Source organism: Bradyrhizobium sp. Mp19, assembly GCF_029952935.1.
Lineage (GTDB): Bacteria > Pseudomonadota > Alphaproteobacteria > Rhizobiales > Xanthobacteraceae > Bradyrhizobium > Bradyrhizobium elkanii.
In genome coordinates, this window is sequence record NZ_JASAUT010000011.1 from 20,963 (window position 1) to 46,644 (window position 25,682).

The 25,682-nt window shown below is 64.2% G+C and carries 26 protein-coding genes; 12 read left to right on the top strand and 14 right to left on the bottom strand.

Annotated elements, in window-relative coordinates; genetic code table 11:
- Window positions 1–70: 70 nt before the first annotated feature.
- A complete protein-coding gene (locus QJT82_RS15445; RefSeq protein ID WP_028341981.1) occupies window positions 71–2,320 on the top strand; it encodes a PAS domain-containing hybrid sensor histidine kinase/response regulator in 2,250 nt (749 codons plus the stop codon).
- 173 nt (window positions 2,321–2,493) lie between these two features.
- Here the strand turns inward: QJT82_RS15445 and coaA are convergent, their stop codons facing one another.
- From coaA to hisB, 7 genes are all read right to left on the bottom strand, one after another.
- The gene (gene coaA / locus QJT82_RS15450; RefSeq protein WP_026192056.1) at window positions 2,494–3,450 is read right to left on the bottom strand and encodes a type I pantothenate kinase; all 957 of its coding nucleotides are present in this window, start codon (window positions 3,448–3,450) and stop codon (window positions 2,494–2,496) included.
- A gap of 35 nt (window positions 3,451–3,485) precedes the next feature.
- On the bottom strand, window positions 3,486–3,809 hold the full coding sequence (locus QJT82_RS15455; protein ID WP_028341982.1) for a phosphoribosyl-ATP diphosphatase: 324 nt from the start codon (window positions 3,807–3,809) through the stop codon (window positions 3,486–3,488).
- 150 nt (window positions 3,810–3,959) lie between these two features.
- Entirely contained in the window at window positions 3,960–4,736 is a 777-nt protein-coding gene (gene hisF, locus QJT82_RS15460) for an imidazole glycerol phosphate synthase subunit HisF (protein ID WP_028335794.1), read from the bottom strand.
- A gap of 9 nt (window positions 4,737–4,745) precedes the next feature.
- Window positions 4,746–5,474, bottom strand: a complete 729-nt coding sequence (gene hisA / locus QJT82_RS15465; protein ID WP_028341983.1) for a 1-(5-phosphoribosyl)-5-[(5-phosphoribosylamino)methylideneamino]imidazole-4-carboxamide isomerase — start codon at window positions 5,472–5,474, stop codon at window positions 4,746–4,748.
- Complete coding sequence (gene hisH / locus QJT82_RS15470) at window positions 5,471–6,121, bottom strand: imidazole glycerol phosphate synthase subunit HisH (protein ID WP_028341984.1); 651 nt, start codon at window positions 6,119–6,121, stop codon at window positions 5,471–5,473. Before hisH ends, hisA begins: the two co-directional genes overlap by 4 nt.
- Window positions 6,118–6,648, bottom strand: coding sequence for a DUF2628 domain-containing protein (locus QJT82_RS15475; protein ID WP_028341985.1), 531 nt, complete (start codon window positions 6,646–6,648; stop codon window positions 6,118–6,120). Before QJT82_RS15475 ends, hisH begins: the two co-directional genes overlap by 4 nt.
- 86 nt (window positions 6,649–6,734) lie before the next feature.
- A complete protein-coding gene (gene hisB, locus QJT82_RS15480; protein ID WP_016841476.1) occupies window positions 6,735–7,328 on the bottom strand; it encodes an imidazoleglycerol-phosphate dehydratase HisB in 594 nt (197 codons plus the stop codon).
- 244 nt (window positions 7,329–7,572) lie between these two features.
- Between hisB and hslV the strand changes: the two genes are divergently transcribed.
- The 5 genes from hslV to QJT82_RS15505 all read left to right on the top strand — a co-directional run bounded on the left by hslV (window position 7,573) and on the right by QJT82_RS15505 (window position 11,859).
- Window positions 7,573–8,130, top strand: a complete 558-nt coding sequence (gene hslV, locus QJT82_RS15485) for an ATP-dependent protease subunit HslV (protein ID WP_028335798.1) — start codon at window positions 7,573–7,575, stop codon at window positions 8,128–8,130.
- 2 nt (window positions 8,131–8,132) lie between these two features.
- Complete coding sequence (locus tag QJT82_RS15490; protein WP_028341986.1) at window positions 8,133–8,618, top strand: GNAT family N-acetyltransferase; 486 nt, start codon at window positions 8,133–8,135, stop codon at window positions 8,616–8,618.
- Complete coding sequence (locus QJT82_RS15495) at window positions 8,615–9,211, top strand: DUF2585 domain-containing protein (protein ID WP_028341987.1); 597 nt, start codon at window positions 8,615–8,617, stop codon at window positions 9,209–9,211. Before QJT82_RS15490 ends, QJT82_RS15495 begins: the two co-directional genes overlap by 4 nt.
- A gap of 61 nt (window positions 9,212–9,272) precedes the next feature.
- Window positions 9,273–10,577 (top strand): ATP-dependent protease ATPase subunit HslU, encoded by a 1,305-nt coding sequence (gene hslU, locus QJT82_RS15500; protein WP_016841472.1) that lies wholly within the window; start codon window positions 9,273–9,275, stop codon window positions 10,575–10,577.
- A 157-nt stretch (window positions 10,578–10,734) separates the two neighbouring features.
- A complete protein-coding gene (locus QJT82_RS15505; protein ID WP_028341988.1) occupies window positions 10,735–11,859 on the top strand; it encodes a hypothetical protein in 1,125 nt (374 codons plus the stop codon).
- Window positions 11,860–11,877: 18 nt separating this feature from the next.
- Here the strand turns inward: QJT82_RS15505 and QJT82_RS15510 are convergent, their stop codons facing one another.
- The 3 genes from QJT82_RS15510 to QJT82_RS15520 all read right to left on the bottom strand — a co-directional run bounded on the left by QJT82_RS15510 (window position 11,878) and on the right by QJT82_RS15520 (window position 14,763).
- Complete coding sequence (locus QJT82_RS15510; protein ID WP_028341989.1) at window positions 11,878–12,468, bottom strand: Smr/MutS family protein; 591 nt, start codon at window positions 12,466–12,468, stop codon at window positions 11,878–11,880.
- Window positions 12,465–13,991 carry an MltA domain-containing protein gene (locus QJT82_RS15515; RefSeq protein ID WP_245288785.1) on the bottom strand — a complete coding sequence of 509 codons (1,527 nt, stop codon included), beginning with the start codon at window positions 13,989–13,991 and terminating at the stop codon, window positions 12,465–12,467. Before QJT82_RS15515 ends, QJT82_RS15510 begins: the two co-directional genes overlap by 4 nt.
- A gap of 67 nt (window positions 13,992–14,058) precedes the next feature.
- On the bottom strand, window positions 14,059–14,763 hold the full coding sequence (locus QJT82_RS15520) for a Tim44/TimA family putative adaptor protein (RefSeq protein WP_028341991.1): 705 nt from the start codon (window positions 14,761–14,763) through the stop codon (window positions 14,059–14,061).
- 422 nt (window positions 14,764–15,185) lie between these two features.
- Between QJT82_RS15520 and secB the strand changes: the two genes are divergently transcribed.
- The gene (gene secB / locus QJT82_RS15525; RefSeq protein ID WP_028341992.1) at window positions 15,186–15,677 is read left to right on the top strand and encodes a protein-export chaperone SecB; all 492 of its coding nucleotides are present in this window, start codon (window positions 15,186–15,188) and stop codon (window positions 15,675–15,677) included.
- A 200-nt stretch (window positions 15,678–15,877) separates the two neighbouring features.
- Here secB and dnaQ read toward each other — a convergent pair whose 3' ends face one another.
- The 4 genes from dnaQ to QJT82_RS15545 are packed head-to-tail and all read right to left on the bottom strand — an operon-like array spanning window position 15,878 to window position 18,737.
- A complete protein-coding gene (gene dnaQ / locus QJT82_RS15530) occupies window positions 15,878–16,603 on the bottom strand; it encodes a DNA polymerase III subunit epsilon (protein WP_028341993.1) in 726 nt (241 codons plus the stop codon).
- 30 nt (window positions 16,604–16,633) lie between these two features.
- A complete protein-coding gene (gene coaE, locus QJT82_RS15535; protein ID WP_028341994.1) occupies window positions 16,634–17,233 on the bottom strand; it encodes a dephospho-CoA kinase in 600 nt (199 codons plus the stop codon).
- Window positions 17,234–17,281: 48 nt separating this feature from the next.
- Entirely contained in the window at window positions 17,282–17,890 is a 609-nt protein-coding gene (locus tag QJT82_RS15540) for a Maf family protein (RefSeq protein WP_028341995.1), read from the bottom strand.
- A 10-nt stretch (window positions 17,891–17,900) separates the two neighbouring features.
- Window positions 17,901–18,737: a pyruvate, water dikinase regulatory protein gene (locus tag QJT82_RS15545; RefSeq protein WP_028341996.1), complete on the bottom strand. Its 837-nt coding sequence runs from the start codon at window positions 18,735–18,737 to the stop codon at window positions 17,901–17,903.
- Between the two features lie 475 nt (window positions 18,738–19,212).
- On the opposite strand from QJT82_RS15545, the gene hemJ reads away from it, so the two are divergent.
- The 5 genes from hemJ to rsmG all read left to right on the top strand — a co-directional run bounded on the left by hemJ (window position 19,213) and on the right by rsmG (window position 25,658).
- The gene (gene hemJ / locus QJT82_RS15550; RefSeq protein ID WP_028341997.1) at window positions 19,213–19,635 is read left to right on the top strand and encodes a protoporphyrinogen oxidase HemJ; all 423 of its coding nucleotides are present in this window, start codon (window positions 19,213–19,215) and stop codon (window positions 19,633–19,635) included.
- Between the two features lie 252 nt (window positions 19,636–19,887).
- Window positions 19,888–21,153, top strand: coding sequence for a transcription termination factor Rho (gene rho, locus QJT82_RS15555; RefSeq protein WP_028341998.1), 1,266 nt, complete (start codon window positions 19,888–19,890; stop codon window positions 21,151–21,153).
- Window positions 21,154–21,453: 300 nt separating this feature from the next.
- Window positions 21,454–22,779 (top strand): tRNA uridine-5-carboxymethylaminomethyl(34) synthesis GTPase MnmE, encoded by a 1,326-nt coding sequence (gene mnmE, locus QJT82_RS15560; RefSeq protein WP_028341999.1) that lies wholly within the window; start codon window positions 21,454–21,456, stop codon window positions 22,777–22,779.
- 195 nt (window positions 22,780–22,974) lie between these two features.
- Window positions 22,975–24,858 carry a tRNA uridine-5-carboxymethylaminomethyl(34) synthesis enzyme MnmG gene (gene mnmG, locus QJT82_RS15565; protein WP_028342000.1) on the top strand — a complete coding sequence of 628 codons (1,884 nt, stop codon included), beginning with the start codon at window positions 22,975–22,977 and terminating at the stop codon, window positions 24,856–24,858.
- Between the two features lie 134 nt (window positions 24,859–24,992).
- A complete protein-coding gene (rsmG, locus tag QJT82_RS15570; RefSeq protein ID WP_028342001.1) occupies window positions 24,993–25,658 on the top strand; it encodes a 16S rRNA (guanine(527)-N(7))-methyltransferase RsmG in 666 nt (221 codons plus the stop codon).
- Window positions 25,659–25,682 lie beyond the last annotated feature (24 nt).

Genomic DNA, 25,682 nt, shown 5'->3' on the forward strand with positions numbered 1-25,682 from the left:
ATTTCAAGCACTTTGCAAGCTGGCCGACGCATCGTCAGCGCCAGATCAAGCTGTCTCAGGGTCACCATTGATGGGGCGTTTCTTCCGGATCAAGTTGCGCCTTCGCCGCTTCCTCCGGCGCCATTCCTGGGTCGCGACGATCGTCCGCTCGTTCACGATCTTCTCCGTCGCGTTCGGCAGCGCCTTCGGGTTCATTTCGGGCGCGCTCTCGCAACAAAGCGGCTACGATCCCAATGCGTTCGCGATCGGGGTCAGCTTCCTGTTCGCGCTCGCCTGCCTTTGGATCGTGACGCTCGGTATCCGCCTGCGGCTGATGCGCAAACGGCTGCGCACCATCGCCATGCACAATGAAGCGATGGCCGACCGCAACTGGGAACTGCAGGAGGCCGAGCAGCGCGCCTCCACCCTGTTCGAGGCGCAGGACGATTTGATCGTGCTGCGCGACCTCGACGGGCTCATCACCTATGCCAACGACGCCTATTGCGAGCTGGCGCAGATTTCCCGCAGCGAATTGATCGGCAGCAGCGCAACGCTGAAGGTGCTTGAACAAGGCGACACCGCGCTCGAATCCAACGGCACGCGGGTCTACGACCAGAAGATCGAGGGACCGCTCGGACCGCGCTGGATCGCCTGGCGTGAAGGCCTCGTGCGCAACGATGCCGGCGCGCCTGCGGAGATGCAGAGCGTCGGCCGCGACGTCACCGACCGCACCGAGAGCGAGCACGCGCTCGCCGAAGCGCGCGATCAGGCCGACGCCGCCAACCGCGCCAAGTCGCGCTTCCTTGCGATGGCAAGCCACGAGATCCGCACCCCGCTGAACGGCATCATCGGCATGAGCGGATTGCTGATGGATACGCAGCTGACGCCGGAGCAGACGACCTACGTCAAGGCGGTCAAGACATCGGGCGACGCGCTGCTCGCGCTGATCGAGGAGCTGCTCGATTATTCCAAGATCGAGGCCGGCAAGATCGATCTCGAACACCGCGCCTTCGCGCTGTCCGGCCTGATCGAGGACATCGCCGAGCTGCTGGCGCCGCGCGCGCAGACCAAGGGCATCGAGATCGCCGCCTATGTCGACGAACGGCTGCCGATGCAGGTGACCGGCGACGCCGCGCGGCTGCGTCAGGTGCTGCTCAACCTCGCCGGCAACGCCATCAAGTTCACCGCGACCGGTGGCGTGGCCCTGATCGTCGAACCCGGCATCTGGCCGAACGAGATCAGCTTCCTGGTCCGCGACACCGGTATCGGCATCGCGCCGGAAGCGCAGCAGCGTATTTTCCGGGAGTTCGAGCAGGCCGACGATCGGATCGCGCGCAGCTATGGCGGCACCGGCCTCGGCCTCTCGATCAGCGACCGCATCGTCAAGCGGATGGGCGGCCGCATCACGCTCGCAAGCACGCCGGGCGCCGGCTCGACCTTCGAGGTGTCGATCCCGCTCGTCGCGGCCGATACCGGCGAGGCCAACGGCTTCGCCGCGCCCGACTTGACGGGACAGTCGATCATGCTGGTGGCGCCGCACAGCATCGAGGTCTCGCTGATCTCGCGGCGGTTGCAGCGCTGGGGCGCGCAGACCTGCATCGTGTCGGATGCCAATGTCGCCGAGGCGTTGCTGCCAGAGCGCAGCTGGCACACGGTGCTGATCGACCACACGCTCGGCACCCCGGCGATGGAGGCGTTTGCCGACGCCGCCCGCATCCACGCAACCCATCGCATCGTGATGTTCACGCCGGCGACGCGGCAGGACCTTTCGGCTTCCGAGTCAGCCATGTTCACCGGCTACCTGGTGAAACCATTGCGTGCGTCGTCGCTCGCCGCACGGCTGACCGCATCGCCGGAAATCGCCGCGCCGAGCCTTGCGATCGAGGCGGCCGCCGAGTCCGCGCCCACTGCGCCAGCATCCGTGTTGCCGGACAAGGGGCTGTCGATCCTGGTTGCCGAAGACAACGAGATCAACGCGCTGTTGATGCGCTCGCTGCTCACCCGGCTCGGCCACAACGTGGTCATCACCACCAATGGCGAGCGGGCGATGGAGTCCTGGCTGTCGGCGACCTCAGCCGGCACGCCCTATGATCTCGTGCTGATGGATATCCAGATGCCGTGGCTCAACGGCATCGAGACCACCAAGCAGATCCGCGCCCATGAAGCGGCGCAATCCGTCCGCCGGACCCCGATCCTGGCACTGACGGCCAATACGCTGGTGGAAGACCGCTATGCCTGCTTCGAAGCCGGCATGGACGGTTTTCTGATCAAGCCGCTCGACCGCGAGAAGCTGGAAGAAGCGCTCGCGGGCCTCGCCGCCGCGCGGCATATCGCGGCGTAGTAACCGCACAATGCCCGTCGTCCCTGCGCAAGCAGGGACCCATAACCACCGAGGCTAGTTTTGCGCCCGCTGTGGCCACAGCCCTGCAAATTGCAGACGCTTGTGGTTATGGGTCCCTGCTTTCGCAGGGACGACAGCTGTGATGTGGCGCGTTCGCTGAGATGCGGTGCCGACTACAGCCGGCGCAGCGCGACCGACTGCACCACGTGGTCGGCGCCCTTCTTCAGGATCAGCGTCGCGCGCGGGCGGGTCGGCAGGATGTTGTCCTCGAGATTGGCAAGGTTGGTGCGCTCCCAGATCGCGATCGCGGTCGCCGTTGCTTCCTCGTCCGACAGCGGCGCATAGCGGTGGAAGTAGGACCTCGGATCGGTGAACGCGGTGTCGCGCAGCGCCAGGAAGCGCTTGATGTACCACTCTCGCAGCACGGCCTCGTCGGCGTCGATATAGACCGAGAAGTCGAAGAAGTCGGAAACGAACGGCACCGCCTTGCCGTCGCGCGGCAGCCGCCCGGTCTGCAGCACGTTGACGCCCTCGACGATCAGGATGTCAGGCTGGTCGATCTCGACCCATTTGTTCGGCACGATGTCGTAGGTCAGATGCGAATAGACCGGCGCGCGCACGCGACGCCGCCCAGCCTTGATGTCGCTGAGGAACGACAACAGCGTCGGCAGGTCGTAGCTTTCCGGGAAGCCCTTCTTCTGCATGATGCCCTGCCGCTCGAGCACCGCGTTCGGAAACAGAAAACCGTCGGTCGTGATCAGATCGACCTTCGGCCGCGGCGACCAGCGCGCCAGCAGCGCCTGCAGCACGCGTGCGGTGGTCGACTTGCCGACCGCGACGGATCCGGCGACGCCGACGATGTAGGGCATCTTACGGTCGCGGATGTTGAGGAACTGACGCTGCGAGTAATACAGCCGCTGCGTCGCATCGACATAGATCGAGAGCAGCCGCGACAGCGGCAGGTAGATGTCCTCCACCTCCTGCAAATCGAGGCGGTCGTGCATCGAACGCAGGCGGTCGAACTCGCCGGGCTCGAGCGTCATCGGCGTATCGTCACGCAGATGCGACCATTGCTGGCGCGTGAAGATGCGGTAGGGGTTGTACTGTTGATCTGGTGCCCGGATGTCCATGAGGCCGCCCCTCTCGATGCGCTCGATCATTTGCGCTAGTCGCGCTTGCGCGACGCCTTCTCTTCCAGTCCCGACATCGAGGTGCGCTTCTCCAGCGCGGCCTCGACATCCTCCAGCTTCACGCCGCGTGATTTCAACAGAACCAGCAGGTGAAACACGAGATCGGCACTTTCCGCGATGAGGTGATCGCGGTCATTCTCGACCGCGGCGATCACGGTCTCGACCGCTTCCTCGCCCAATTTCTTGGCGCAATGCTCCGCGCCCTTGTCGAGCAGCTTGCGGGTGTAGGACGCCTCACCGCCCGTTGCAGCGCGGGCGTCGATGGTGGCGGCCAGATCGTGGACCGTGAAACGCGACATCAACTCAACTCAAGCATGCACAGCGGCACCGCACGGGTGCCATCCCTTAGGTGGGGACTTAGCATTTTTGTGACAAGGAGTCCTCAACCACTCCGTTTGAGCGTGGTCTTTTCGGAAAACCGGTTTCCACTTTTCCGGACCACGCTCGCGCTAGGGATCGAGCCGCATCGGCAGGCCGGCGCGCACCATGTGATCCTTGGCCTGGCGGATGGTGAATTCCCCGAAGTGGAAGATCGACGCGGCCAGCACGCCGGTGGCGTGACCCTCGCGGACGCCGTCGACCAGGTGGTCGAGATTGCCGACACCACCGGACGCGATGACCGGTACGGGGACACTGTCCGCGATCGCCCGGGTCAGCGGCAGGTCAAAGCCCTGCCTGGTACCGTCCCGGTCCATCGAGGTCAGCAGGATTTCGCCGGCGCCGAGCGCGACGACCTCCTGGGCGTATTCGATGGCGTCGATCCCGGTGGCATTGCGTCCACCATGGGTGAAGATCTCCCAGCGGTCCGAGCCGCCGGCGCGCTTGACCCGCTTGGCGTCGATCGCGACCACGATGCATTGCTCGCCGTATTTCTCGGCCGCTTCCTTGACGAATTCGCGCCGGCTGACGGCCGCCGAATTGATCGAGACCTTGTCGGCGCCGGAGCGCAGCAGGGTCTTGATGTCGTCGACGGTGCGGACGCCGCCGCCCACGGTCAGCGGCATGAAGCAGGCTTCCGCGGTCCGCCGGACCACATCCAGCATGATGCCGCGGTTTTCATGGGTGGCGGTAATGTCGAGGAAGGTGAGCTCGTCGGCGCCGGCGGCGTCATAGGCGATCGCGGCTTCGACCGGATCGCCGGCGTCACGCAAATCGACGAAGTTGACGCCCTTGACCACGCGGCCGTCCTTGACGTCGAGGCAGGGGATCACGCGAACCTTGAACATGATCTCCTCCTACGCGCCGCGGATCAGCCGAAGGGCAGCGGCCGGATCGAGCCGTCCGTCATAGAGCGCACGGCCGACGATGGCGCCGGCGAGCTTTTTGGCGCGCGGCTCGAGCAGCGCCCTGACGTCGTCGATCGAGGCGAAGCCGCCGGAGGCGATCACCGGAATCGAGATACGGTCGGCAAGCGCAATGGTCGCGTCGAGGTTGAGGCCCTTGAGCAGGCCGTCGCGGGCGATGTCGGTGAAGATGATCGCGGCGACGCCGGCATCCTCGAAGCGCTGTGCGATCTCGAGCGCGGTCACATGCGAGGTCTCGGCCCAGCCTTCGACCGCGACCTTGCCGTCGCGCGCATCGAGGCCCACGGCCACGCGACCTGGGAATGTCTTCGCCGCGCCCTTCACCAGCTCGGGATCGCGCACCGCGGCGGTGCCGATGATGACGCGCGTGATGCCCTTGTCGAGCCAGGCCTCGATGGTCTTGAGGTCGCGGATGCCGCCGCCGAGCTGCACCGGCATGGTGACCGCCTTCAGCATCGCCTCGACCGCATGCGCATTCATCGGCTTGCCGGCGAAGGCACCGTCGAGATCGACGACGTGGAGATATTCGAAGCCCTGCGCGGCGAAGCTCGCCGCCTGCGCCGCCGGATCGAGATTGAACACGGTGGCGCGCGCCATGTCGCCCTGCTCGAGGCGCACGCACTGGCCGTTCTTCAGATCAATCGCTGGAAAGAGAATCACGGCTTCCACTTCAAGAAATTGGCGATCAAAGCGAGGCCGAAGCGCTGGCTCTTCTCGGGGTGAAACTGGGTGCCGATCGCGGTGTCCTTGCCGACGATCGCGGTCACCGGCCCGCCATAGTCGGCGCGCGCCAGCACGTCTGCCTCATTGGCGGCGTTGAGGTGATAGGAGTGCACGAAATAGGCGTGACGTCCCTTCGGCCCGAGCGGCAGCCGCTCCAGCACCGGATGCTCGCGCACCATGTCGAGCGTGTTCCAGCCCATATGCGGGACCTTCAGACTCTCGTCGCGCGGCTCGATCTTCTCGACATCGCCGCCGATCCAGTTGAAGCCCTCGGTGATCACGTGCTCCTTGCCGCGCGTCGCCATCAGCTGCATGCCGACGCAGATGCCGAAGAACGGCCGCGCCTTGACCCGCACCGCCTCGGTGAGCGCTTCCAGCATGCCGTCGACCGCGTCGACGCCGCGGCGGCAATCGGCGAAGGCGCCGACACCGGGCAGCACGATGCGATCGGCGCGATACACTGCGTCGGGATCGCGCGTCACCTTGATGGCTTGCGGATCCTCCATGCTGCGCGCGGCGCGCTCGAAGGCCTTGGCCGCCGAATGCAGATTGCCGGAGCCGTAATCGATGATTGCAACGGTCATCGCGATCCTCCTGGCTCCGGAAACAATCCGATGATGCCGCCTTGCGGCATCGACGGGGGTTTTGAGAATGACTGACCCGGAACGTCGCGGGTCGGCGGCGGCGCGCCGCGATCGACCGACCGCTGGTCGTTGACGGCGCCGCGATGCCGCGCGGTCCAGCGCGCGAAGAAACGGCGCTCGGCGGCCTCCACGTCGTCGCCCACGACGATGTCGATCTGGCGCCATTTGCGCCGCGACAGCGTCCAGCGTTGCAAGCTCGCCGCTTCGAGCCCAAGCAACACCATCAGCACCAGGTCGACGAAGAAGATCGCGCTGCGGCCGACGCCAAGCTTGGTCAGCGCGTAATCGATCACGAAAGTAAGAACGAGCCAGCCGATCAGCGCGAGCCAGAGCCGATGCCAGGCCAGCCAGATCACGCCCGCAATCGCGGCCCAGAAATGGAAGCCGTCGCGCACGAAGACGAACTTGTCGGCCGCCGCAAGATCGGCGCCGTTGGCCACGGGGGCATGCACTGTATAGACCGGCATCGAACGCTCCGCCGAGGATGGACTCTTATTTAATGCATGATCTTTCGGAAAACCGGCATCTACTCTTCCGGATCATGCTCCAGAGATCAGCCGCCGAGCTGACCCTTGGTCGAGGGCACTTCGCCCTGGGCACGCGGATCGATCGCAATTGCCGTCCGCAGCGCCCTCGCCAGACCCTTGAAACAGGATTCGGCGATATGATGGCTGTTCTCGCCATATAGGGTCTCGACGTGCAGAGTCACGCCGGCGTTCATCGCGAAGGCATTGAACCACTCGCGCACCAGCTCGGTGTCGAACTCACCGATCTTGTCGCGCGGGAATTCGGCCTTGAACACCAGCACGGGGCGGCCGGAAATGTCGATCACGACGCGCGACAGCGTCTCGTCCATCGGCATGTGGATCGAGGCGTAGCGGGTGATGCCGGCCATGTTGCCGAGCGCCTGCTTCACGGCCTGTCCGAGCGCGATCCCGACGTCTTCGGTGGTGTGGTGGTAATCGACATGGAGATCGCCATCCGCCTTCACCGTGATGTCGATGCGCGAATGCCGGGCCAGGAGGTCGAGCATATGGTCGAAGAAGCCGATCCCGGTCGAAACCGTGGATACGCCTGCTCCGTCGAGGTTGACCGTCACCTCGATGTCGGTCTCCTTGGTCTTGCGCTTGATGGTTGCGGTGCGCATGAAGATTGAGCTTTCCCGTGCCGAAAACGCCGGTCTTTTAACAGGCTGATGTCACCTTCGCTACTGCGGGATGACCTCGAAACGCCCCAACTTGGGGCCATGGTGACCGGAATTCGTTGTCGATTTAGTTCTGACGCGTTTTCTTCACGCGAACCGGTACCCACTTCGCTCGAAAACGCTCCGAAATCCCCCGATTGTAACCCCCTGCCCGACCGCCTAAATCAGCCCGGAAGAGAGGTAACCTATGCAAGCATCCCCAAATGAGCTGCCGGTCTGGCATGGCACCACGATCTGCACGGTCCGCAAGGGCGGCAAGGTGGTGATCGGCGGCGACGGGCAGGTCTCGATCGGCCAGACCGTGATCAAGGCCAATGCCAGGAAGGTCCGCCGGATCGGCAAGGGCGACGTGATCGGCGGCTTTGCCGGCGCCACCGCCGACGCCTTCACCCTGTTCGAGCGGCTGGAAAGCAAGCTGGAGCAATATCCGGGGCAACTGACCCGGGCGGCCGTCGAGCTCGCCAAGGACTGGCGGACCGACCGCTACCTGCGCCGGCTGGAGGCCATGATGATCGTGGCCGACAAGGACGTTTCCCTGGTGCTGACCGGCACCGGCGACGTGCTGGAGCCCGAATCCGGGGTCATGGCGATCGGTTCCGGCGGCAATTACGCCCTCGCCGCAGCCCGTGCGCTGGTCGATACCGACAAGGACGCCGAGACCATTGTCCGCCGCGCGCTGGATATCGCCGCCGATATCTGCGTCTACACCAACCGGAACGTGACGATCGAGACGATCGGCGGCTGAGCATGGCCCGCCCCTATCATTTCCGCCCGATGACGCCGGCCGACCTGCCGCGGATCAAGCAGTGGCTGGCGTTGCCGCATGTCCGGGAATGGTGGGGCGATCCGGCCGAGCAATATGCGCTGGTCAGCGGCGACCTCGACGAGCCGGCCATGGACCAGTTCATCGTCGCGGCCGATGCGTCCGATTTGGGCTACATCCAGTGCTACGACCTGACGGCGTGGAATTCCGGCTTCGGGCTCCAGCCCGAGGGCACGCGCGGGATCGATCTCTTTATCGGCGAGCCCAACATGATGGCCGGTGGCCACGGCTCGGCGCTGATCCGCGCCTTTGTCGACGACCGGCTGGCACAAGGCGCGCCACGCATCGTCACCGATCCCGATCCGGCCAATGCGCGCGCGATCCGCGCCTATGAGAAGGCGGGTTTTCAGAGGATGGGCATGGTCGATACGCCGGACGGGCCGGCGCTGCTGATGGCGCGCGACGCATGACGATCGCGCACAAGCCTGTCACCGGCGTTTCAGCGTGGCATTGGCTGGCGATCGCGGCAGCGCTGCTCGTGCTGCAGGCGGCGCTGCTTTATGCGATGGGCCGTTTGCCGATCTGTGCCTGCGGCTATGTCAAGCTCTGGCATGGTACGGTTCAGAGCTCGGAGAACTCGCAGCACATCGCCGATTGGTACACGCTGTCGCATGTGCTGCATGGCCTGCTGTTCTATGGCCTGACCTTCCTCCTGCTGCCGCGGCTCGCCTGGCCCGGGCGGCTGATTGTCGCGATGCTGATCGAAGGCAGCTGGGAGCTCGTCGAAAACTCCAACTGGATCATCGAGCGCTACCGCGCCGGCACGATCTCTCTCGACTATTACGGCGACACGATTGTCAATTCGGTGTCGGACACGCTCGCGATGGTTATCGGCTTCCTGTTGGCGCGCAAGCTGCCGATCGCCGCGACCGTCGCGCTCGGCGTTTTGTTCGAAACCGTGTTGCTGCTTCACATTCGCGACAATCTGACACTGAACATCATCATGCTGATCCACCCGTTCGAGGCGATCCGGCAGTGGCAGGCTGGGCCGCCGATCCTTTAGGGGATCATGCCTTGGAGGACTGCCGCTTGCCGAGACCGCGATTCCAACCTAGCTAGAGCCAATGACTCACTTCTCTCCCCGTGAAATCGTTTCTGAACTCGACCGCTTCATCGTCGGCCAGACCGACGCCAAGCGCGCCGTCTCGATCGCGCTGCGCAACCGCTGGCGGCGGCTGCAGCTCGCCGGTTCCCTGCGCGAGGAGGTTCTGCCCAAGAACATCCTGATGATCGGGCCGACCGGCGTCGGCAAGACCGAGATCGCGCGGCGGCTGGCCAAGCTCGCCGGCGCGCCGTTCCTCAAGGTCGAGGCCACCAAGTTCACCGAGGTCGGCTATGTCGGCCGCGACGTCGAGCAGATCGTCCGCGACCTCGTCGAGGTCGCGATCGCGCAGACCCGCGAGCGCAAGCGCAAGGACGTTCAGGCCCGCGCCCAGCTTGCCGCCGAGGAACGCGTGCTGGACGCGCTGGTCGGCCCGGGATCGAGCCCGGCGACGCGCGAGTCGTTCCGCAAGAAGCTGCGCGCCGGCGAGCTCAACGACAAGGAGATCGAGATCGAGACGCAGTCGGGCGGCAGCGGCATGCCGATGTTCGAAATCCCCGGCATGCCCGGCGCCCAGATGGGCGCGATCTCGCTCGGCGACATCTTCGGCAAGATGGGCGGACGCAGCAAGACGCGCCGCCTGACGGTGGAGGGCTCGCACGAAATCCTCGTCAACGAGGAATCCGACAAGCTGCTCGACACCGATCAGCTGGTGCAGGAGGCGATCAACGCGGTCGAGAACAACGGCATCGTGTTCCTCGACGAGATCGACAAGATCTGCGTGCGCGAGAACCGCGCCGGCGGCGACGTCTCCCGCGAGGGCGTGCAGCGCGACCTGCTGCCGCTGATCGAGGGCACCACGGTTTCGACCAAGCACGGCGCCGTCAAGACCGACCACATCCTGTTCATCGCCTCGGGCGCGTTCCACATCGCCAAGCCGTCGGACCTTTTGCCGGAGCTGCAGGGCCGCCTGCCGATCCGCGTCGAGCTGCAGGCGTTGACCCGCGACGACATGCGCCGGATCCTGACCGAGCCGGAGGCGTCGCTGATCAAGCAATATGTCGCGCTGATGAAGACCGAGGGCGTCACGCTCGACATCACCGACAACGCCATCGACGCGCTGGCCGATGTCGCCGTGGCGGTGAATTCCACGGTCGAGAACATCGGCGCAAGGCGGCTGCAGACCGTGATGGAGCGGGTGCTGGACGAGATCTCCTTCACCGCGCCCGATCGCCACGGCGAGACCATCCAGGTCGACGCCGACTACGTCACCAAGCATGTCGGCGACCTCGCCAAGAACGCCGATCTGAGCCGGTTTATTTTGTAGGCGGCCACCGTAGTCGTCCCGGCGAAAGCCGGGACCCATAACCCCGACAGTCCGCGGTGACAAAGACTCGGGCCGACATTCCTTCTAGAACTGCCTTCGGTGGTTATGGGTCCCGGGTCGCGCTTCGCTTGCCCGGGACGACGAGAGTGGGCGATCGATGAATCTGCGGGTGTGGCAAAACCCCTGGCACCTGATGCTGGCCGTCAATGCGGCCGTGCTGGTCGGCGTGTTCCTGCACAAGATCGCGCTGCCGCCCTTCGTTCCCTACATCCACTTGCTCGTCGACTATCATTACGGCTTCACCAAGCGCGCGCTGGTCGGGGCGATCGTGTCGCTGTTCACCGACAAGGTGCCCGTATGGCTGGTGTTCGCGCTGGCCGGCGCGATCTGGCTGCTGACGCTCGGACTGTTCATCAAACTGTTCCGCCGCACATTCGGCTTCAACGACGCGCATTGGCCGTTGTTTGTCTTCATCGCGGGCTCGCCGTTCTTCCTGAAGAACTTCATGCACACGCTCGGCCATTTCGACATCTATGGCTGTGCGCTGACGATCGTGCTGCTGCTGATCCCGGCGCGCTCAGTGGTGTATGTGCTGATTGCCGCGCTGTTCTCGATCCTGCTGATCCTGGTCCATCATATCTTCGTCCTGATGTATGTGCCGACCATCGCGGCGATCGTGGTGCTGCGCTTTTACCTGGTGCAACGCGTGACGCCACGCAGCGCCGCAATCGGCATCGCGGCGCTTGCAGGCGTCGGCATCCTGTTCCTTGTCGCGCAGTTCGCCGGCACGGTCGACGTGCCCTATGACGAATTCATCCGTCATCTGCAGAGCCGGATGGCCGATCCGTCACGCACCGACCTGCTTCAGTTCGGCTACATCTGGTACCAGCCGCTGTCGAAGGAGTTCGCCGACACCTGGGCGCGCATGCCCTCGAACATCCTGGGGGTTCCGGTGTTTGCGCTGCTGATCTGGCTGCACACGCCGCTGTGGCGCTATTTCGCGCGGCTGATCGGCGCGCTCGCGAGCGACCTGCATCGCCGGATCGTGCTCGGCGCGCTCGTTGTGATCAGCGCCGGCTATTTCGTGATGTTCGTGACCGTGTTCGACTATTCGCGCTGGATCTCGAACTGGGCGGTCTGCATGTTCCTGATGCTGCATGCCACCAGGATGCTGCCGGCGTCGAAGGATGTGCCGGTGATCCCGTCAGACGATAGCAAGACCACAATCCTCGGCTGGATCGTGACGCTGATCCCGCGCGTCGGGATCGTCAGGCCGTTCTAACGTTTTCGTTGATCATGCTCAGCGCGCGCGCCGGACACGCACGTAAAGCGCGCCCTCGCCGCCATGGCCGATATGCGCTTCCTCGAAGCCGACGACCAGCGAGCGGAATTCCGGCAGGCTGAGCCATTCCGGAACCTGGCGGCGCAGCACGCCGCGTTCGGAATCGAGACCGCCGACCTTGCCCTTGCCGGTGATGACGAGCACGAAAGTGAGCCCGTCGCTGTGCGCGCGCTGCAGGAAGGTGAACAGCATGCGATGCGCGCGCATCTGCGTCATGCCGTGCAGATCGAGCCGCGCATCGATCTCCTGCCGGCCGCGCGAGAGCTTTGCACGTTCGCGGCGGCCGATCGGCGCCAGCGGCGGCACGTGCGGGCGTTGCGCCGGCGCAGCCTTGACCGTTGTCGCCGGCTTGACCGGGATGGATTTGGCCGCGCCGTGATGGACGGCCGGATCAGACGCGACGGCGTGGGCCTTCGCGGCCGCGGGCCGCTTGCGCAGCGGCTTGACCTGCTTTGCCACGCTCTCCCAGAGCGCACGCTCCTCTTCGCTCAGCGCGCGCTTGCGCCGCGGCGGAGCGGACAGATCGGGGATCGGCGCGGGTCGTTTCATTGATCGCGGTGATGGCGATAGCGCCGGAAGCGCCGCTTCTCCGGTTGCGGAATATCGGGCCGGGCGACCGGCAACGGCACCGGTTCTGCCACAGGCGCGGCCTGCGCGACAGGGGTCGTTGCCGCCGGCGCTGCGGGCGCGACATCCTTCGCGGCCGGGTTCTTGGCGGCGCTGGTACCTGAGTCTTTCGCCGCGCTTCTAGCGATACCAGCGGTCGGCGCATCCGCAGCCTTCGCCGCCGGCTTGTCCTTCGGCGGCTCGGTCTGCGGAAACAGCTTTGCGATCTTGGCCGAGGGCCGCTCATCCGGAACAGGCAGCTTGTGGCCGCGCGCGACGGGGTCGAGACCCCTCGGCACCAGCATGACGAACTGCATGTTGTGCCGCAGCCGGCCCGAGACCTTTCCGGCCTCCGCACCGGCGCCGAAATAAAGATCGGCGCGCGCCGGCCCGACGATCGCCGATCCGGTGTCCTGCGCGATCATCAGCCGGTGGAACGGCGTCTTCGACTGCTCGGATTCGATCGGCAGCTCGCCGGCGATGAAGAACGGCGTGCCGTAGACATGCAGCGCCTTGTCGACCGCGATCGAGCGGCCCGGCGTCAGCGGCACGCCCTGCGCGCCGACGGCCTCGTCCTTGTCGGACAGCGGGACCTCGCGGAAGAAGACGTAGGAGCGGTTCTGCCGCCGCAGGTCGTTGGCGCCGTCGGGGTTCTGCTCCATCCACTCCCTGATCTTCTGCATCGACATCTGATCCTTCGGGATGATGCCGCGGTCGATCAGGACGCGTCCGACCGGCGTATAGGGATAACCATTATGCGCATCGTAATTGATGCGCAGCGTGGTGCCGTCCTCGAGCTTGATCCGCGCCGAGCCCTGGATCTGCGCGAACAGGAGATCGGTCTGGCTCTTCAGCCAGCAGATCTCGAGCCCGCGGCCGGCGATCGCGCCGTCCTCGATCTGGCCGCGGTCGTAATAGGGCACGAGCTTGCGCCGGCCGATCTTGCGATACACCGCGCCGCCATTGGGCAGGCCGACCGAATTCTGCGTCTTGCCGCGCACGAACAGGTTGGACGGGCGTCGATAGACCGGCACGTTGTAGACGTCGGTCTGGGTCCGCGATCCATCGAGCACCGGCTCGTAGTAACCGGTGACGAAGCCGGCGTCCTCGCCGAGCCGCGAGATGCGCAGCGGCACGAAGTTCTGCTCGAAGAAGTCCTTCGCCCTAACGCCGTCGCTCAGCGCGAGCCCCTTGGCGATCCGGCAGGGATCGCGCAGCGAGCTCCCGAGCGCTTTCGAATCCGCGGGCGCCCCCTGCTGGGCCGCGATCGGCTTGCAGCTGGTGCGAAACGCCTGGTAAGCCGCGAGATGATCGTCGGCGCTCCAGCCGGCGACGTTGGACCAGGCGAGCGGCTCATACTGGCTGCCGCTGACCTGCAGCGGCATTTCCAGATTGGGATAGGGGATCGGGTGGCTATGCTCGTGCCGCGGCGGAGGGTGCCGGCTTGATCGGTAGCGCGCGGCGATCGCTGCGGTGGAGCACAGCACCGCAAGCGCGCAGCACGCGACCGCGAGCCGCCCGTAGCTGAGATGCTTAGTGAGCGCTTCCAGTGCCAACCAGCTTCCAATTCGGATCGCGGGAAGTCGAGTCGCGGGCGAATGTCCAGATATCGGTGATGTCGGCGACCTTGTCCGGGCTGCCGTCGACGATGGTGCCGGCCTTGTCGCGCGTGACCGAGATCATCTGCGACACGAAGCGGACGGTGAGCTGGGTCGAGCGGTCGCGCGCCTCCGCGCTGACGATCTCGGCCTTGTCGATCGAGACGAACCGCGTCTCGGTCTTCTGCTCGTGCTTCTCGCGGTCCTTGATCGCGGCCTCGAAGCTTTCATAGACCTCGGTCGACAGCAGATCGCGCAGCGCGCGGCGATCGCCATTGGCGAAGGCCAGCACGATCATTTCATAGGCCGAGCGGGCGCCTGAGAGGAAATGCCGCGGATCGAACGAGGAATCCTGGGCGGCCACCGCGTCGAGACCCTGCGCCAGTGGGGTGCCGGGCTCGGCGATGCCCTTCCAGTGTTCCGTCGGTTCGACCGGCTCGGCGGGCGCGGCCGAGGCCGGCTGGTCGATCACCGATCCCGGGATCGGAACGACGTTGTTATCCTGACCGCGCTGCACGACGTTGGGCGCGGCGCGATCATAAGGCGGCCGCTCGCTTCCCGTGCGCTGTCCGAGAACGCTGCGCAGGCGCAGGAAGATAAACACGGCCAGCGCCAGGAAGATGATGGTGTAGATATCCACGTCGAATTCGCTTTCTGGTCTCTGCCGGCAACGGGCCGGCCGTCAAAGCGTTCCCGGTCGGGAACAGCAGAGATTACATCACCGATAGAGTCCGCAGATGTAGGCACGAAACTATGCCCGGCCAATGGCGCTTTTTGGCACGGGCAAGTGTAGCGCGTTTTGACCCCCGGGGGAAACCGTTCCTTTTCAGGAAATCGCGTATCTTCAATAATTTAGGAAGCTGTTAAGAGATTGGACAGGCTCACGCGCGCCGCCCTTTGCCGGGAGAACTTGCCGCGGACCCGCCGGAACGCGCCCGTTCGTCGTCCTTGTGGACCGAGCCGGGCCTATGATAGCCACTCGCCCGGCATCGGCATTCTCAACACCTTAACGCGTGCCGTCGGACATTCTGTCCATCGAGCGCTGCTCCAGGAGACATTTTCATGACCAATGGCAACGGCGCCCCCGTCGAACAACAGCCCGCTCCCCAGCTCAATGTGTTGGCGCAGTACACCAAGGACCTGTCGTTCGAAAACCCGAATGCGCCGGCCTCGCTCGGCCAGCAGCAACAGCAGCCGGCGATCAACATCCAGATCAACGTCTCCGCCAACAACCTGTCGGAGAACGAGTACGAGGTGATCCTCTCGATCGAGGGCAAGGCCGAGACCGCAGGCAAGGTGATGTTCAGCTTCGACCTCGCCTATGCCGGCGTCTTCCGGATCGTGAATGTGCCGAAGGAGAACCTGCACCCGCTGGTCATGATCGAGTGCCCGCGGCTGCTGTTCCCGTTCGCACGCGAGATCGTCGCGACCGCGGTCCGCGACGGCGGCTTCCCGCCTTTGTTGCTCGACCCCGTCGATTTCCTCGGTCTCTACCGCCAGAACATGGAGCGGCAGGCGGCCGCCCAGGCTGCTCCCGGCGTCAAGCCGAGCTGAGTTCTAAACTCGAGAAAATGTAACACGCGCGGAAGTGTGATCCGTCATCCTGAGGAGCCCGCGCTTGCAGGCGTCTCGAAGGATCGACGGCCGCCAGCCGGGCCGTGCATCCTTCGAGGCTCGCAAGAGCTCGCACCTGCAGCGACAAAGGCGAAGCCTTTGCGCGGGGATGACGGAACTGCGCCCCGACCTGTCTTGAATCAAGCCGCCGGTGCTGCGGCAGGCGCTGGCGGCGGCAGGTAATCGTTCCAGATCGGCTTGTCGCCGAGCGTGGCGATGAAGGCCCGGTGGGCCTCTCGATCGGCGTCACTGACCCGCGCGAGTAGCGGGGTCTCGCGCTGCCGCCGCGGCGTATCACCACTATGGCCGCCCGCGCGCGCATCCGACGTTTCCGACGCCAGGATCAGCTGCGACTGCCGCGCTCCGATCAGATCGATATAGACCTCGGCCAGCAGCTCGGCGTCGAGCAAGGCGCCGTGCTTGGTGCGGCGGGAATTGTCGATCTGATATCGCGAGCAGAGATCGTCGAGCCGGTTCGACACGCCGGGATGCTTGCGCCGTGCCAGCAGCAGCGTATCGACCAGCTGGTCCTTCGGGATCGCCTTCCGCTTGATGCGGTCGAGCTCGGCGTTGATGAAGCTGATGTCGAACGACGCGTTGTGGATCACCAGCGGCGTATCGCCGATGAAGGCCAGGAACTCGTCGACCACCTCGTTGAACAGCGGCTTGGAGGCCAGGAACTCGGTCGACAGCCCATGCACGGCGAACGCTTCGGCCGGCATGTCGCGCTCGGGATTGATGTAGACGTGGTAGGTCTGTCCGGTCGGCATGCGGTTGAAGATCTCGACGCAGCCGATCTCCACCAGCCGGTCGCCGCGCAGCGGATCGAGGCCAGTGGTTTCGGTATCGAGAACGATTTCGCGCATGACGTGAATGAATCCGAAAAGGCGGGCGAATCAGGCGCGCCGCTTCGGCATCTTAACGACCTCAGCCAGAATGTCGCGGATACGCGCCCGCACCGGATCGAGTCCGTGCGAGGTATCCACTATGAAATCCGCGCGCTTGCGCTTCTCGGCGTCCGGCATCTGCTTGGCGATGATGGCGTCGAGCTTGGCCGCATCCATCGTGCCGCGGGCGAGCACCCGCTCGCGTTGCAGTTCCGGCGAGGTGGTGACGACAACGACGGCATCGACACGCTTCTCGCCGCCGGTCTCGAACAATAGCGGCACGTCGACAACGACGATCGGGTTACCTGCGGCTTCCGCATCGGCGAAGAATTTCTGGCGCGACGCGCCGAGCATCGGATGCACGATCTGCTCGAGCTGCTTCATCGCAGCAGGATCGTGCACCACGCGCGCCGACAGTTTCGTGCGATCGACCTTGCCGCCGGCAGTGGTGCCGGGAAAGGCGGCCTCGATCGCCGGCGCGGCTTCGCCTTCATAGAGCTGATGCACGGCCGCATCGGCGTCGTACACCGGCACGCCGGCCTCCATGAACAGTTTGGCCGTGGTGGATTTCCCCATCCCGATCGAGCCGGTCAGTCCCAGAATCAGCATCGCATCAACATCGGTTCAGCATCTCTCTCGTCGCCACGCCTCCGCGCCTCACACCGCGAGCAGCTTCTCGCCGCGCAGGAACGCCAGCAACGACAATAGCGGCAGGCCGAGGATGGTGAAATGGTCACCTTCGATCCGCTCGAACAGATACACGCCGAGGCCCTCGAGCTGGTAGGCACCGACGCTGGTCGTCACCGCCTCCCCGGCATGATCGAGATAGCTCTCGATCTCGCCGGCAGCGAGCCGCCGCATGGTCATGCGGGCCACGCTCACATCGCCGAACAGGACCTTTCCATCGCGTGCCACCGAGACGGCGGAATGCAGCTCATGGGTCTGTCCGGCGAGCAGGCTAAGTTGCTCGGCAGCCTGCGTGCGGCCGGCGGGCTTGCTGAACATCCGTTGCCCCAGCGCCAGCGTCTGGTCGGCGCCGACGACATATTGACCGGGCCTCTGCCCGGACACGAACAACGCCTTCTCGCGCGCGAGGAGCAACGCGATCTCGCCCGGCGCCGCAAGGCCGGAATTCTTCTGCACCGCGCGTTCGTCGATGTCGGCCGGCAGCGCCTCGAAATCGAGGCCGGCATTTTCAAGCAGCATCTTTCGCGCGCGGCTCTGCGACGCGAGGATCAGCTTCTGTGGGCCGCGCCAGATGCTCATGACGTGAGAATCATTCCGACGGCCGCGCGCGCTGGCGGTCGTTATGGAGCTTCATGATCGCCGCAGCCGTTTCCTCGATCGAACGCCGCGTCACGTCGAGCAGCGCCCAGTTGAATTTCGCGCTGAGGCGCCGGGCAAAGGCGACCTCGTCGGCTACCGACTGCTTGTCGATGTAGGTGTCGTTGTCGCGGTCGCCCATCGTGAGCAGGCGGTTCTGCCGGACCTGGATCAGGCGCTCGGGCGTCGCATGCAGGCTGACCACCAGCGGCTTCTTCAAGGTCTCGAGCTGGTGCGGCAGCGGAATGCCCGGCACCAGCGGCACATTCGCCGTTCGGATGCCGCGGTTGGCGAGATAGATCGAGGTCGGTGTCTTCGAGGTGCGGGATACCCCGACCAACACGACATCGGCCTCCTCGAGGCCTTCGACATGCTGACCATCGTCATGCATCATCGTGTAGTTCAGCGCATCGATGCGGCGGAAATATTCCGCGTTCAGCACGTGCTGCGCGCCGACGCGCCCGGTCGTCGCGGCACCCAGATACGCCTCGAACAACTGCATCACAGGCCCGATGATCGACAGGCTCGGAACGTTGATCTCCTTGCACTTGCCCTCGAGCCGGCCGACCAGATCCTTTTCCAGCAGCGTGAACAGGACGATGCCGGGCGACTCCTCGATCTCGTCGAGCACGCGATCAAGCTGCTTCTGGCTGCGCACCAGGGGATAGACATGCTCGACCGCGGTCACGTTGGCGTATTGCGCGGCGACCGCGCGCGCCACGGTAATCAGCGTCTCGCCGGTCGAGTCCGACACCAGATGCAGGTGAAAATAATTGGAAGTCGTCGGCACCAGAGCCCCTGTCTAACCTGTGAATCCCTGTGGAGGTCGAGGAGAAGAATCCGGGTCCGACGCCCGGGCTCTGTATATCTCGTCCCTTTCTTCACAGCACCCCGCAATAGGATAAGTCGACGTCACAGGCAGGATGATAGTGAACCCGTGTGGATTTGTCTCTTCATAAGCTGGCCACAGACGCGCGCAACCAATTGAGTCCTGCGAGAGATTCCGGATATCCGCTGCCGTCGAGCGGAATGTTGAGGGATGTGAACAAGACCGCAAGAACCGCTGGACCGGATTGCATGAGTCAAATTCACTGCCATTAAGACTCAAACCTTAGATTCTAAAATTAATTAGGTTTAGGAGAGCCGTGTGTGCGGATATGTATCCGTCCCTCGCTGGCGAAGCCTTGCGCGCAACGCTGAGCCCTCCCGAACTGTTCCCCCTGAAAGGCATCACTGCGATGTTCGACTGGATCAACGCCCTGCCGATCTATGCCTGGGTCAAGGCCCTGCACATCGTCGCCGTGATCTCGTGGATGGCCGGCATGCTCTATCTGCCGCGGCTGTTCGTCTATCATTGCGAGGCCGAGGTCGGCTCCAAACAGTCCGAGACCTTCAAGGTCATGGAGCGGCGGCTTTTGAAGGGGATCATCAACCCCGCGATGATCGTGACCTGGCTGGCCGGGCTTTTCCTGGTCTGGGCCGGACACTGGTACCTATCTGGCTGGTTTCACGTCAAATTTGCGCTGGTGCTCGCCATGTCGGGTATCCACGGCTTTTTGTCCCGCTGCGTGAAGGATTTCGCCGCCGACCGGAATCAGCGTAGCCAGAAATTCTATCGTATTATCAACGAGGTGCCGACGGTTCTGATGATCCTGATCGTGATCATGGTGGTGGTGAAGCCGTTCTAGACATCACGATGCTCAAGACGCATGCTTCAGTCCTTCTTGCGAAGGACGAATCGATTTTCTATATAGGATTTATCCCACCCCACGCAGGCGGATGTGGTCGCGTTCCGGTTCTTTTCGGACCGGCGCCGCATCAGGTTTGAAAGCCCAAACGGCACTTTCCTGGCTGAGACCTGCGGACCTTCCTTTGGCGTCCGCTTTTTCCAAAGCCACCTCGCACCCCTTCCCTACTTACTTCCTCACAGGACGACCCCAATGCGGGAAATCAAACTCCAGGACCTCAAATCGAAAACGCCGGCCGAGCTCGTCTCGTTTGCGGAAGAGAATGGGGTCGAGAATGCCAGCACCATGCGCAAGCAGGAGCTGATGTTCGCAATTCTCAAAAACCTCGCCGCCGCCGAGACCGACATTGTCGGCGAGGGCGTCGTGGAGGTGCTGTCCGACGGCTTCGGCTTCCTTCGTTCGCCCGACGCGAACTACCTGCCCGGCCCCGACGACATCTACGTTTCGCCCTCGCAAATCCGCCGCTTCGGCCTGCGCACCGGCGACACCATCGAAGGACACATCCGCAGCCCGAAGGAAGGCGAACGCTACTTCGCGCTGCTGAAGGTCAATACGCTCAATTTCGAGGATCCCGAGAAGGCCAAGCACAAGGTCAATTTCGACAACCTCACGCCGCTGTTTCCCAATCAGCGTTTCCGCATGGAGCTTGAGGATTCCACCAAGAAGGACCTTTCCGCCCGCGTGATCGATATCGTCGCGCCGATCGGCAAGGGACAGCGCGCGCTGATCGTGGCGCCGCCGCGCACCGGCAAGACGGTGCTGATGCAGAACATCGCGCACTCCATCACCGCCAATCATCCCGACTGCTATCTGATCGTGCTTCTGATCGACGAGCGTCCGGAAGAAGTCACGGACATGCAGCGCTCGGTGAAGGGCGAGGTGGTGTCGTCGACCTTCGACGAGCCCGCGGTACGTCACGTCCAGGTCGCCGAGATGGTGATCGAGAAGGCCAAGCGTCTCGTCGAGCACGGCCGCGATGTCGTGATCCTGCTCGATTCGATCACGCGCCTCGGCCGCGCCTACAACACCGTCGTGCCGTCATCCGGCAAGGTGCTGACCGGCGGTGTCGACGCCAACGCGTTGCAGCGGCCGAAGCGCTTCTTCGGTGCCGCGCGCAACATCGAGGAGGGCGGTTCGCTGACTATCATCGCGACCGCGCTGGTCGATACCGGCAGCCGCATGGACGAAGTCATCTTCGAAGAGTTCAAGGGCACCGGTAACTCCGAACTGATCCTTGACCGTAAGGTTTCGGACAAGCGGACCTTCCCGGCGATCGATATTGCCCGTTCAGGCACCCGCAAGGAGGAGCTGATCACCGATCCGCAGGTGCTCAAGAAGATGTACGTCCTGCGCCGCATCCTCAATCCGATGGGCACCATGGACGCCATCGACTTCCTGCTCGACAAGCTCCGCAACACGAAGAGCAACTCGGAATTCTTCGATTCCATGAACACCTGAGGCCGCGGCCGAAAAGAATAGGGCGCTCCGCACAAACGGGGCGCCTTTTTTCATGCTGCGGATTTGCTGCACCGAAGTGCAGCATAAATGGAGCCGCTCTCCGCGCTGGGTTTCTATTTAACTGTCTGACTTTATTTATATTTCCATCGTAGCTTTGTGATCTAGCTGGCGACACCGCAGCATAATTGCTGCGCGGCTGTTGCAGTGAAATTGGACTATGCTGCAGTGCAGTATAGTCCGGTAGGGCGTGCGAAATCGAAGCGGCATTGCCTTTGCCGATTTTGCTGGAAGAAATAAGCGATGCATCCACGCGACCAGACCATCTTTGCGTTATCCTCGGGGCGGCCGCCGAGTGCGATCGCCATCATCAGGCTGTCTGGTCCAATGGCCGAGTCGGTCATTGCAGGACTGGCGGGCAAGACGCCGATGCCGCGGCTGGCGACCCGCGCGCTGCTCCACGATTCGAGCCATCAACCGATCGATGACGCGGTGGTGCTGTGGTTTCCAGGCCCGGCGAGTGCGACCGGCGAAGACGTCGCCGAATTTTATGTCCATGGCGGACGCGCGGTGTTGTCGGCGATGTTCGATGCGATCGCGGCATTCGACAACGTGCGGCCGGCCGAGCCCGGTGAATTCACCCGGCGGGCCTTCGAGAATGGCAAGCTCGACCTGACCGAGGCCGAGGGCCTGGACGACCTGATCCACGCCGACACTGACCGTCAGAGGCGTCAGGCATTGCGCCAGCTGAAGGGGCTGCTCGGCGACCGCGCGCGCGACTGGCGCGAGCGGATCATTGCGGCGTCGGCGCTGATCGAGGCCGGCATCGATTTCTCCGATGAAGGCGATGTGCCGGCCGAGCTGATCGCACCGGCGCTCGAGAAGGTCCGCGCGCTGCATGATGAGATCAAGCAGGTCCTTGCAGGGCAGGGGCAAAGCGAGCGGCTGCGCGACGGCCTGGTGGTCGCGATCGCGGGTCCGCCGAATGTCGGCAAATCGACCCTGATCAATCAGCTCGCCAAGCGCGAGGTCGCGATCGTCTCGCCGTATGCCGGCACGACCCGCGATGTGATCGAGGTGCAGCTCGATCTCGATGGCTATCCAGTGACGGTCATCGACACCGCCGGGATTCGCGAGACCGATGACCCGGTCGAGCAGGAGGGTGTCCGCCGCGCCCGCGCCCGCGCCGCGGAAGCAGACCTGGTGCTGTGGCTGGCCGACAGTGGCGATGCAAAGGCGGGACATGGCGGCGTGACCCCGACCTGGCTGGTGCGGAACAAGATCGACCTGGTCAGGACCACGGCGGGCGAGGGCGGCAGTTTCCCCGAATTCAGGATCTCGGCTGCTCGTGGCGATGGGTTGTCGGAACTCATCGCCGCGCTGGTCGGGTTCGCTCAGGACTATTTTGGGACCAGCGAAGGCGGCTTGATCAGCCGGACGCGGCAGCGCGGTTTGCTGCAGGAGACTATCGAATCTCTCCAGCGCAGCATCGACGTGGTCGGGCAGGGCGAAGAGCTGGCGGCGGAGGAACTCCGCCGGGCCGCCTACTCACTCGGTCGTCTGCTCGGCCGGGTGGACGTTGAAGACATTCTGGACGCCATCTTCCGCGAATTCTGCGTCGGGAAGTAGCGCCCGCCCATCTGTTTCACGTGAAACATGGTTTCGATCTGGTTAAGGAACCCTCGTCCTGTTTCACGTGAAACAGCTCCGTCTATCATTGCGAGCGGCGCGGACCAGTCCATATTTGCCTCGGGCTTCGGTCTCAGAGCGGCGATCCCAACTTCGTTCTTCCGGCTTTCATGACTCCACGATAGAAGTCCCGCCATGATTTCCAGGGCAGACTCATTTGACGTCATCGTCATCGGCGGCGGCCATGCCGGCTGCGAAGCCGCGAGCGCTGCTGCCCGGATGGGCGCAAAGACCGCCCTGGTGACGCATCGTTTCGCGACCATTGGCGCGATGTCCTGCAATCCCGCCATCGGCGGGCTCGGCAAAGGCCATCTGGTCCGCGAAGTCGACGCGCTTGACGGTCTGATGGGCCGCGTGGCCGATGCCGGCGGCATCCAGTTTCGCATGCTCAATCGCCGGAAGGGTCCGGCGGTCCGTGGCCCCCGGGCCCAGGCCGACCGCAAGCTTTATGCCGCAGCGATGCAGGCGGCGATCACGGAGACCGCGAACCTCAGCGTCATCGAAGGCGAGGCGGATGAATTGGTCGTTTTCGACGGCCGCGTGACCGGCATTTGCCTGGGCGATGGCCGCCGGCTGTCGGCGGGGGCGGTTGTCATCACGACCGGCACCTTCTTGCGTGGTCTGATCCATCTCGGGGAGAAGAATTGGCCGGCGGGCCGGGTCGGCGAGGCGCCGGCCATGGGCCTGTCGGCTTCCTTCGAACGGGCAGGGTTTGTGCTCGGCCGGCTCAAGACCGGGACGCCGCCGCGCCTCGACGGCACCACGATCGACTGGTCCGCGGTCGAAATGCAGCCCGGAGACGAGCCTCCGGAGCCGTTTTCGGTGATGACTGACCGGATTACGACCCCACAGATCCAGTGCGGCATCACCCGGACGACGCCCGCGACCCATGAGGTGATCCGGGCCAATGTGCATCGCTCGCCGATGTATTCCGGTCAGATCAAGAGCTCCGGACCGCGCTATTGCCCCTCGATCGAGGACAAGATCGTCCGCTTCGGCGACCGCGACGGCCATCAGATCTTCCTGGAGCCGGAAGGGCTCGACGACACCACGGTCTATCCGAACGGCATCTCGACCTCGCTGCCGGAAGAGGTCCAGCTCGCGATCCTCGCCAGCATCCCCGGTCTCGAGCGGGTGAAGATGGTCCGGCCGGGCTACGCGATCGAATACGACCACGTCGACCCGCGCGAGCTCGATCCGACCCTGCAGACCAAGCGTCTGCGCGGACTTTTCCTGGCCGGCCAGATCAATGGCACCACGGGCTATGAGGAGGCGGCGGGGCAGGGCGTTGTTGCCGGGCTCAATGCCGCTCTCGCTGCCGGCAGTGCCGATCCGATCGTGTTCGACCGCGCCGACGGCTATCTCGGCGTAATGATCGACGATCTCGTGACCCGCGGGATCACCGAGCCGTACCGCATGTTCACCTCGCGCGCCGAATACCGGCTGACGCTGCGAGCCGACAATGCCGACCAGCGCCTGACCGACAAGGGCATTGCGCTCGGATGCGTCGGAACGGCGCGGGCCGAGCGCCATCGGACCAAGATGGCGGCACTCGACGCTGCGAAGACGCTGGCGAAGTCGCTTGCGGTCACACCGAATGAGGCCGCCAAGCACGGTCTCGCGCTCAATCGCGACGGCCATCGCCGATCGGCCTTCGAATTGCTGGCCTATCCGGAGATCGAGTGGCCTGCGGTCCAGGCGATCTGGCCGGAGCTGTCGGCCATTGACCCTACGATCGCTGTGCATCTCGAGATCGATGCCAAATACGATGTCTATCTGAAGCGCCAGACCGCCGATGTTGACGCTTTCCGGCGTGACGAGGGTCTGGTTCTGACCGACGTCGACTATGCCGATGTCCCCGGTCTTTCGAACGAGGCGCGCGCCAAGTTGCAGAAGGCGCAGCCGCGGACGGTCGGCCAGGCGGGCCGGATTGACGGGATGACACCGGCGGCGCTGGGTATTCTGGCGGCCTATCTGCGGCGCGAGGCGCGACGGAAGACTGCGAAGGCATCTGCCTGACGTTTCACGTGAAACGGGAGGCCGCCCCGTCATTGCGAAGAGCGGAAGCGACGAAGCAATCCATCGCTTCTCAGGTGGGACTATGGATTGCTTTGCTTCGCTCGCAATGACGGGCCCGACGGGCATTCCAGAGAATGGCTTCAATTTCGCAATCCGCCGAACTCAATGTCTCCGCCAAGGATAAGGCCGCGGCGCTCGCGCTGACGCCTGTTTCACGTGAAACAGAAGCGCGGCTCGATCGCTACATCGCCCTCCTCCTGGCGTGGCAGGCCAAGACCAACCTTGTCGCGCCATCGACGCTGCCTGCCCTCTGGACCCGCCACGTCTCCGATTCGCTGCAGCTTCTGAGCTTGGCACCGTCGGCGAAGTCGTGGGTCGATCTCGGCAGCGGCGGCGGCTTTCCCGGCGTCGTGCTGGCCTGCGTGCTGGCCGAGACACCGGGCGCGTCGATTCATTTGGTTGAGCGAATCGCCAAGAAGGCGGCATTCTTGCGCGAGGCGATACGGGTGACTGGCTCGCCGGGGACGGTGCATCTGGCTGATATCGGGGATACTGTGGATAGAATCCCGGGGCCCATCGATTGCGTCACCGCGCGGGCGCTGGCTCCGTTACATCAACTCATCGGCTTTGCGGAGCCGTGGGTCAAAAACGGCGCCAAGGCGCTGTTTTTGAAGGGGCAAGATGTAGAGGCCGAATTGACCGAGGCCACTAAATATTGGATTATTGAGCCAAAGCTACACGCCAGCCGCACCGGCGGACAGGGCTGGATCGTCGAACTCGGGTCAATCGAGCGGCGCTAGGGCACTCCGCGAGAGCAAATGGTA

Coding starts and splice junctions, on each gene's coding strand:
- QJT82_RS15445 (WP_028341981.1), top strand. CDS start 71: ATGGGGCGTTTCTTCCGGATCAAGTTGCGCCTTCGCCGCTTCCTCCGG.
- coaA (WP_026192056.1), bottom strand. CDS start 3,450: ATGGACATCCGGGCACCAGATCAACAGTACAACCCCTACCGCATCTTC.
- QJT82_RS15455 (WP_028341982.1), bottom strand. CDS start 3,809: ATGTCGCGTTTCACGGTCCACGATCTGGCCGCCACCATCGACGCCCGC.
- hisF (WP_028335794.1), bottom strand. CDS start 4,736: ATGTTCAAGGTTCGCGTGATCCCCTGCCTCGACGTCAAGGACGGCCGC.
- hisH (WP_028341984.1), bottom strand. CDS start 6,121: ATGACCGTTGCAATCATCGATTACGGCTCCGGCAATCTGCATTCGGCG.
- QJT82_RS15475 (WP_028341985.1), bottom strand. CDS start 6,648: ATGCCGGTCTATACAGTGCATGCCCCCGTGGCCAACGGCGCCGATCTT.
- hisB (WP_016841476.1), bottom strand. CDS start 7,328: ATGCGCACCGCAACCATCAAGCGCAAGACCAAGGAGACCGACATCGAG.
- hslV (WP_028335798.1), top strand. CDS start 7,573: ATGCAAGCATCCCCAAATGAGCTGCCGGTCTGGCATGGCACCACGATC.
- QJT82_RS15490 (WP_028341986.1), top strand. CDS start 8,133: ATGGCCCGCCCCTATCATTTCCGCCCGATGACGCCGGCCGACCTGCCG.
- QJT82_RS15495 (WP_028341987.1), top strand. CDS start 8,615: ATGACGATCGCGCACAAGCCTGTCACCGGCGTTTCAGCGTGGCATTGG.
- hslU (WP_016841472.1), top strand. CDS start 9,273: ATGACTCACTTCTCTCCCCGTGAAATCGTTTCTGAACTCGACCGCTTC.
- QJT82_RS15505 (WP_028341988.1), top strand. CDS start 10,735: ATGAATCTGCGGGTGTGGCAAAACCCCTGGCACCTGATGCTGGCCGTC.
- QJT82_RS15510 (WP_028341989.1), bottom strand. CDS start 12,468: ATGAAACGACCCGCGCCGATCCCCGATCTGTCCGCTCCGCCGCGGCGC.
- secB (WP_028341992.1), top strand. CDS start 15,186: ATGACCAATGGCAACGGCGCCCCCGTCGAACAACAGCCCGCTCCCCAG.
- dnaQ (WP_028341993.1), bottom strand. CDS start 16,603: ATGCGCGAAATCGTTCTCGATACCGAAACCACTGGCCTCGATCCGCTG.
- coaE (WP_028341994.1), bottom strand. CDS start 17,233: ATGCTGATTCTGGGACTGACCGGCTCGATCGGGATGGGGAAATCCACC.
- QJT82_RS15540 (WP_028341995.1), bottom strand. CDS start 17,890: ATGAGCATCTGGCGCGGCCCACAGAAGCTGATCCTCGCGTCGCAGAGC.
- rho (WP_028341998.1), top strand. CDS start 19,888: ATGCGGGAAATCAAACTCCAGGACCTCAAATCGAAAACGCCGGCCGAG.
- mnmE (WP_028341999.1), top strand. CDS start 21,454: ATGCATCCACGCGACCAGACCATCTTTGCGTTATCCTCGGGGCGGCCG.
- mnmG (WP_028342000.1), top strand. CDS start 22,975: ATGATTTCCAGGGCAGACTCATTTGACGTCATCGTCATCGGCGGCGGC.
- rsmG (WP_028342001.1), top strand. CDS start 24,993: ATGGCTTCAATTTCGCAATCCGCCGAACTCAATGTCTCCGCCAAGGAT.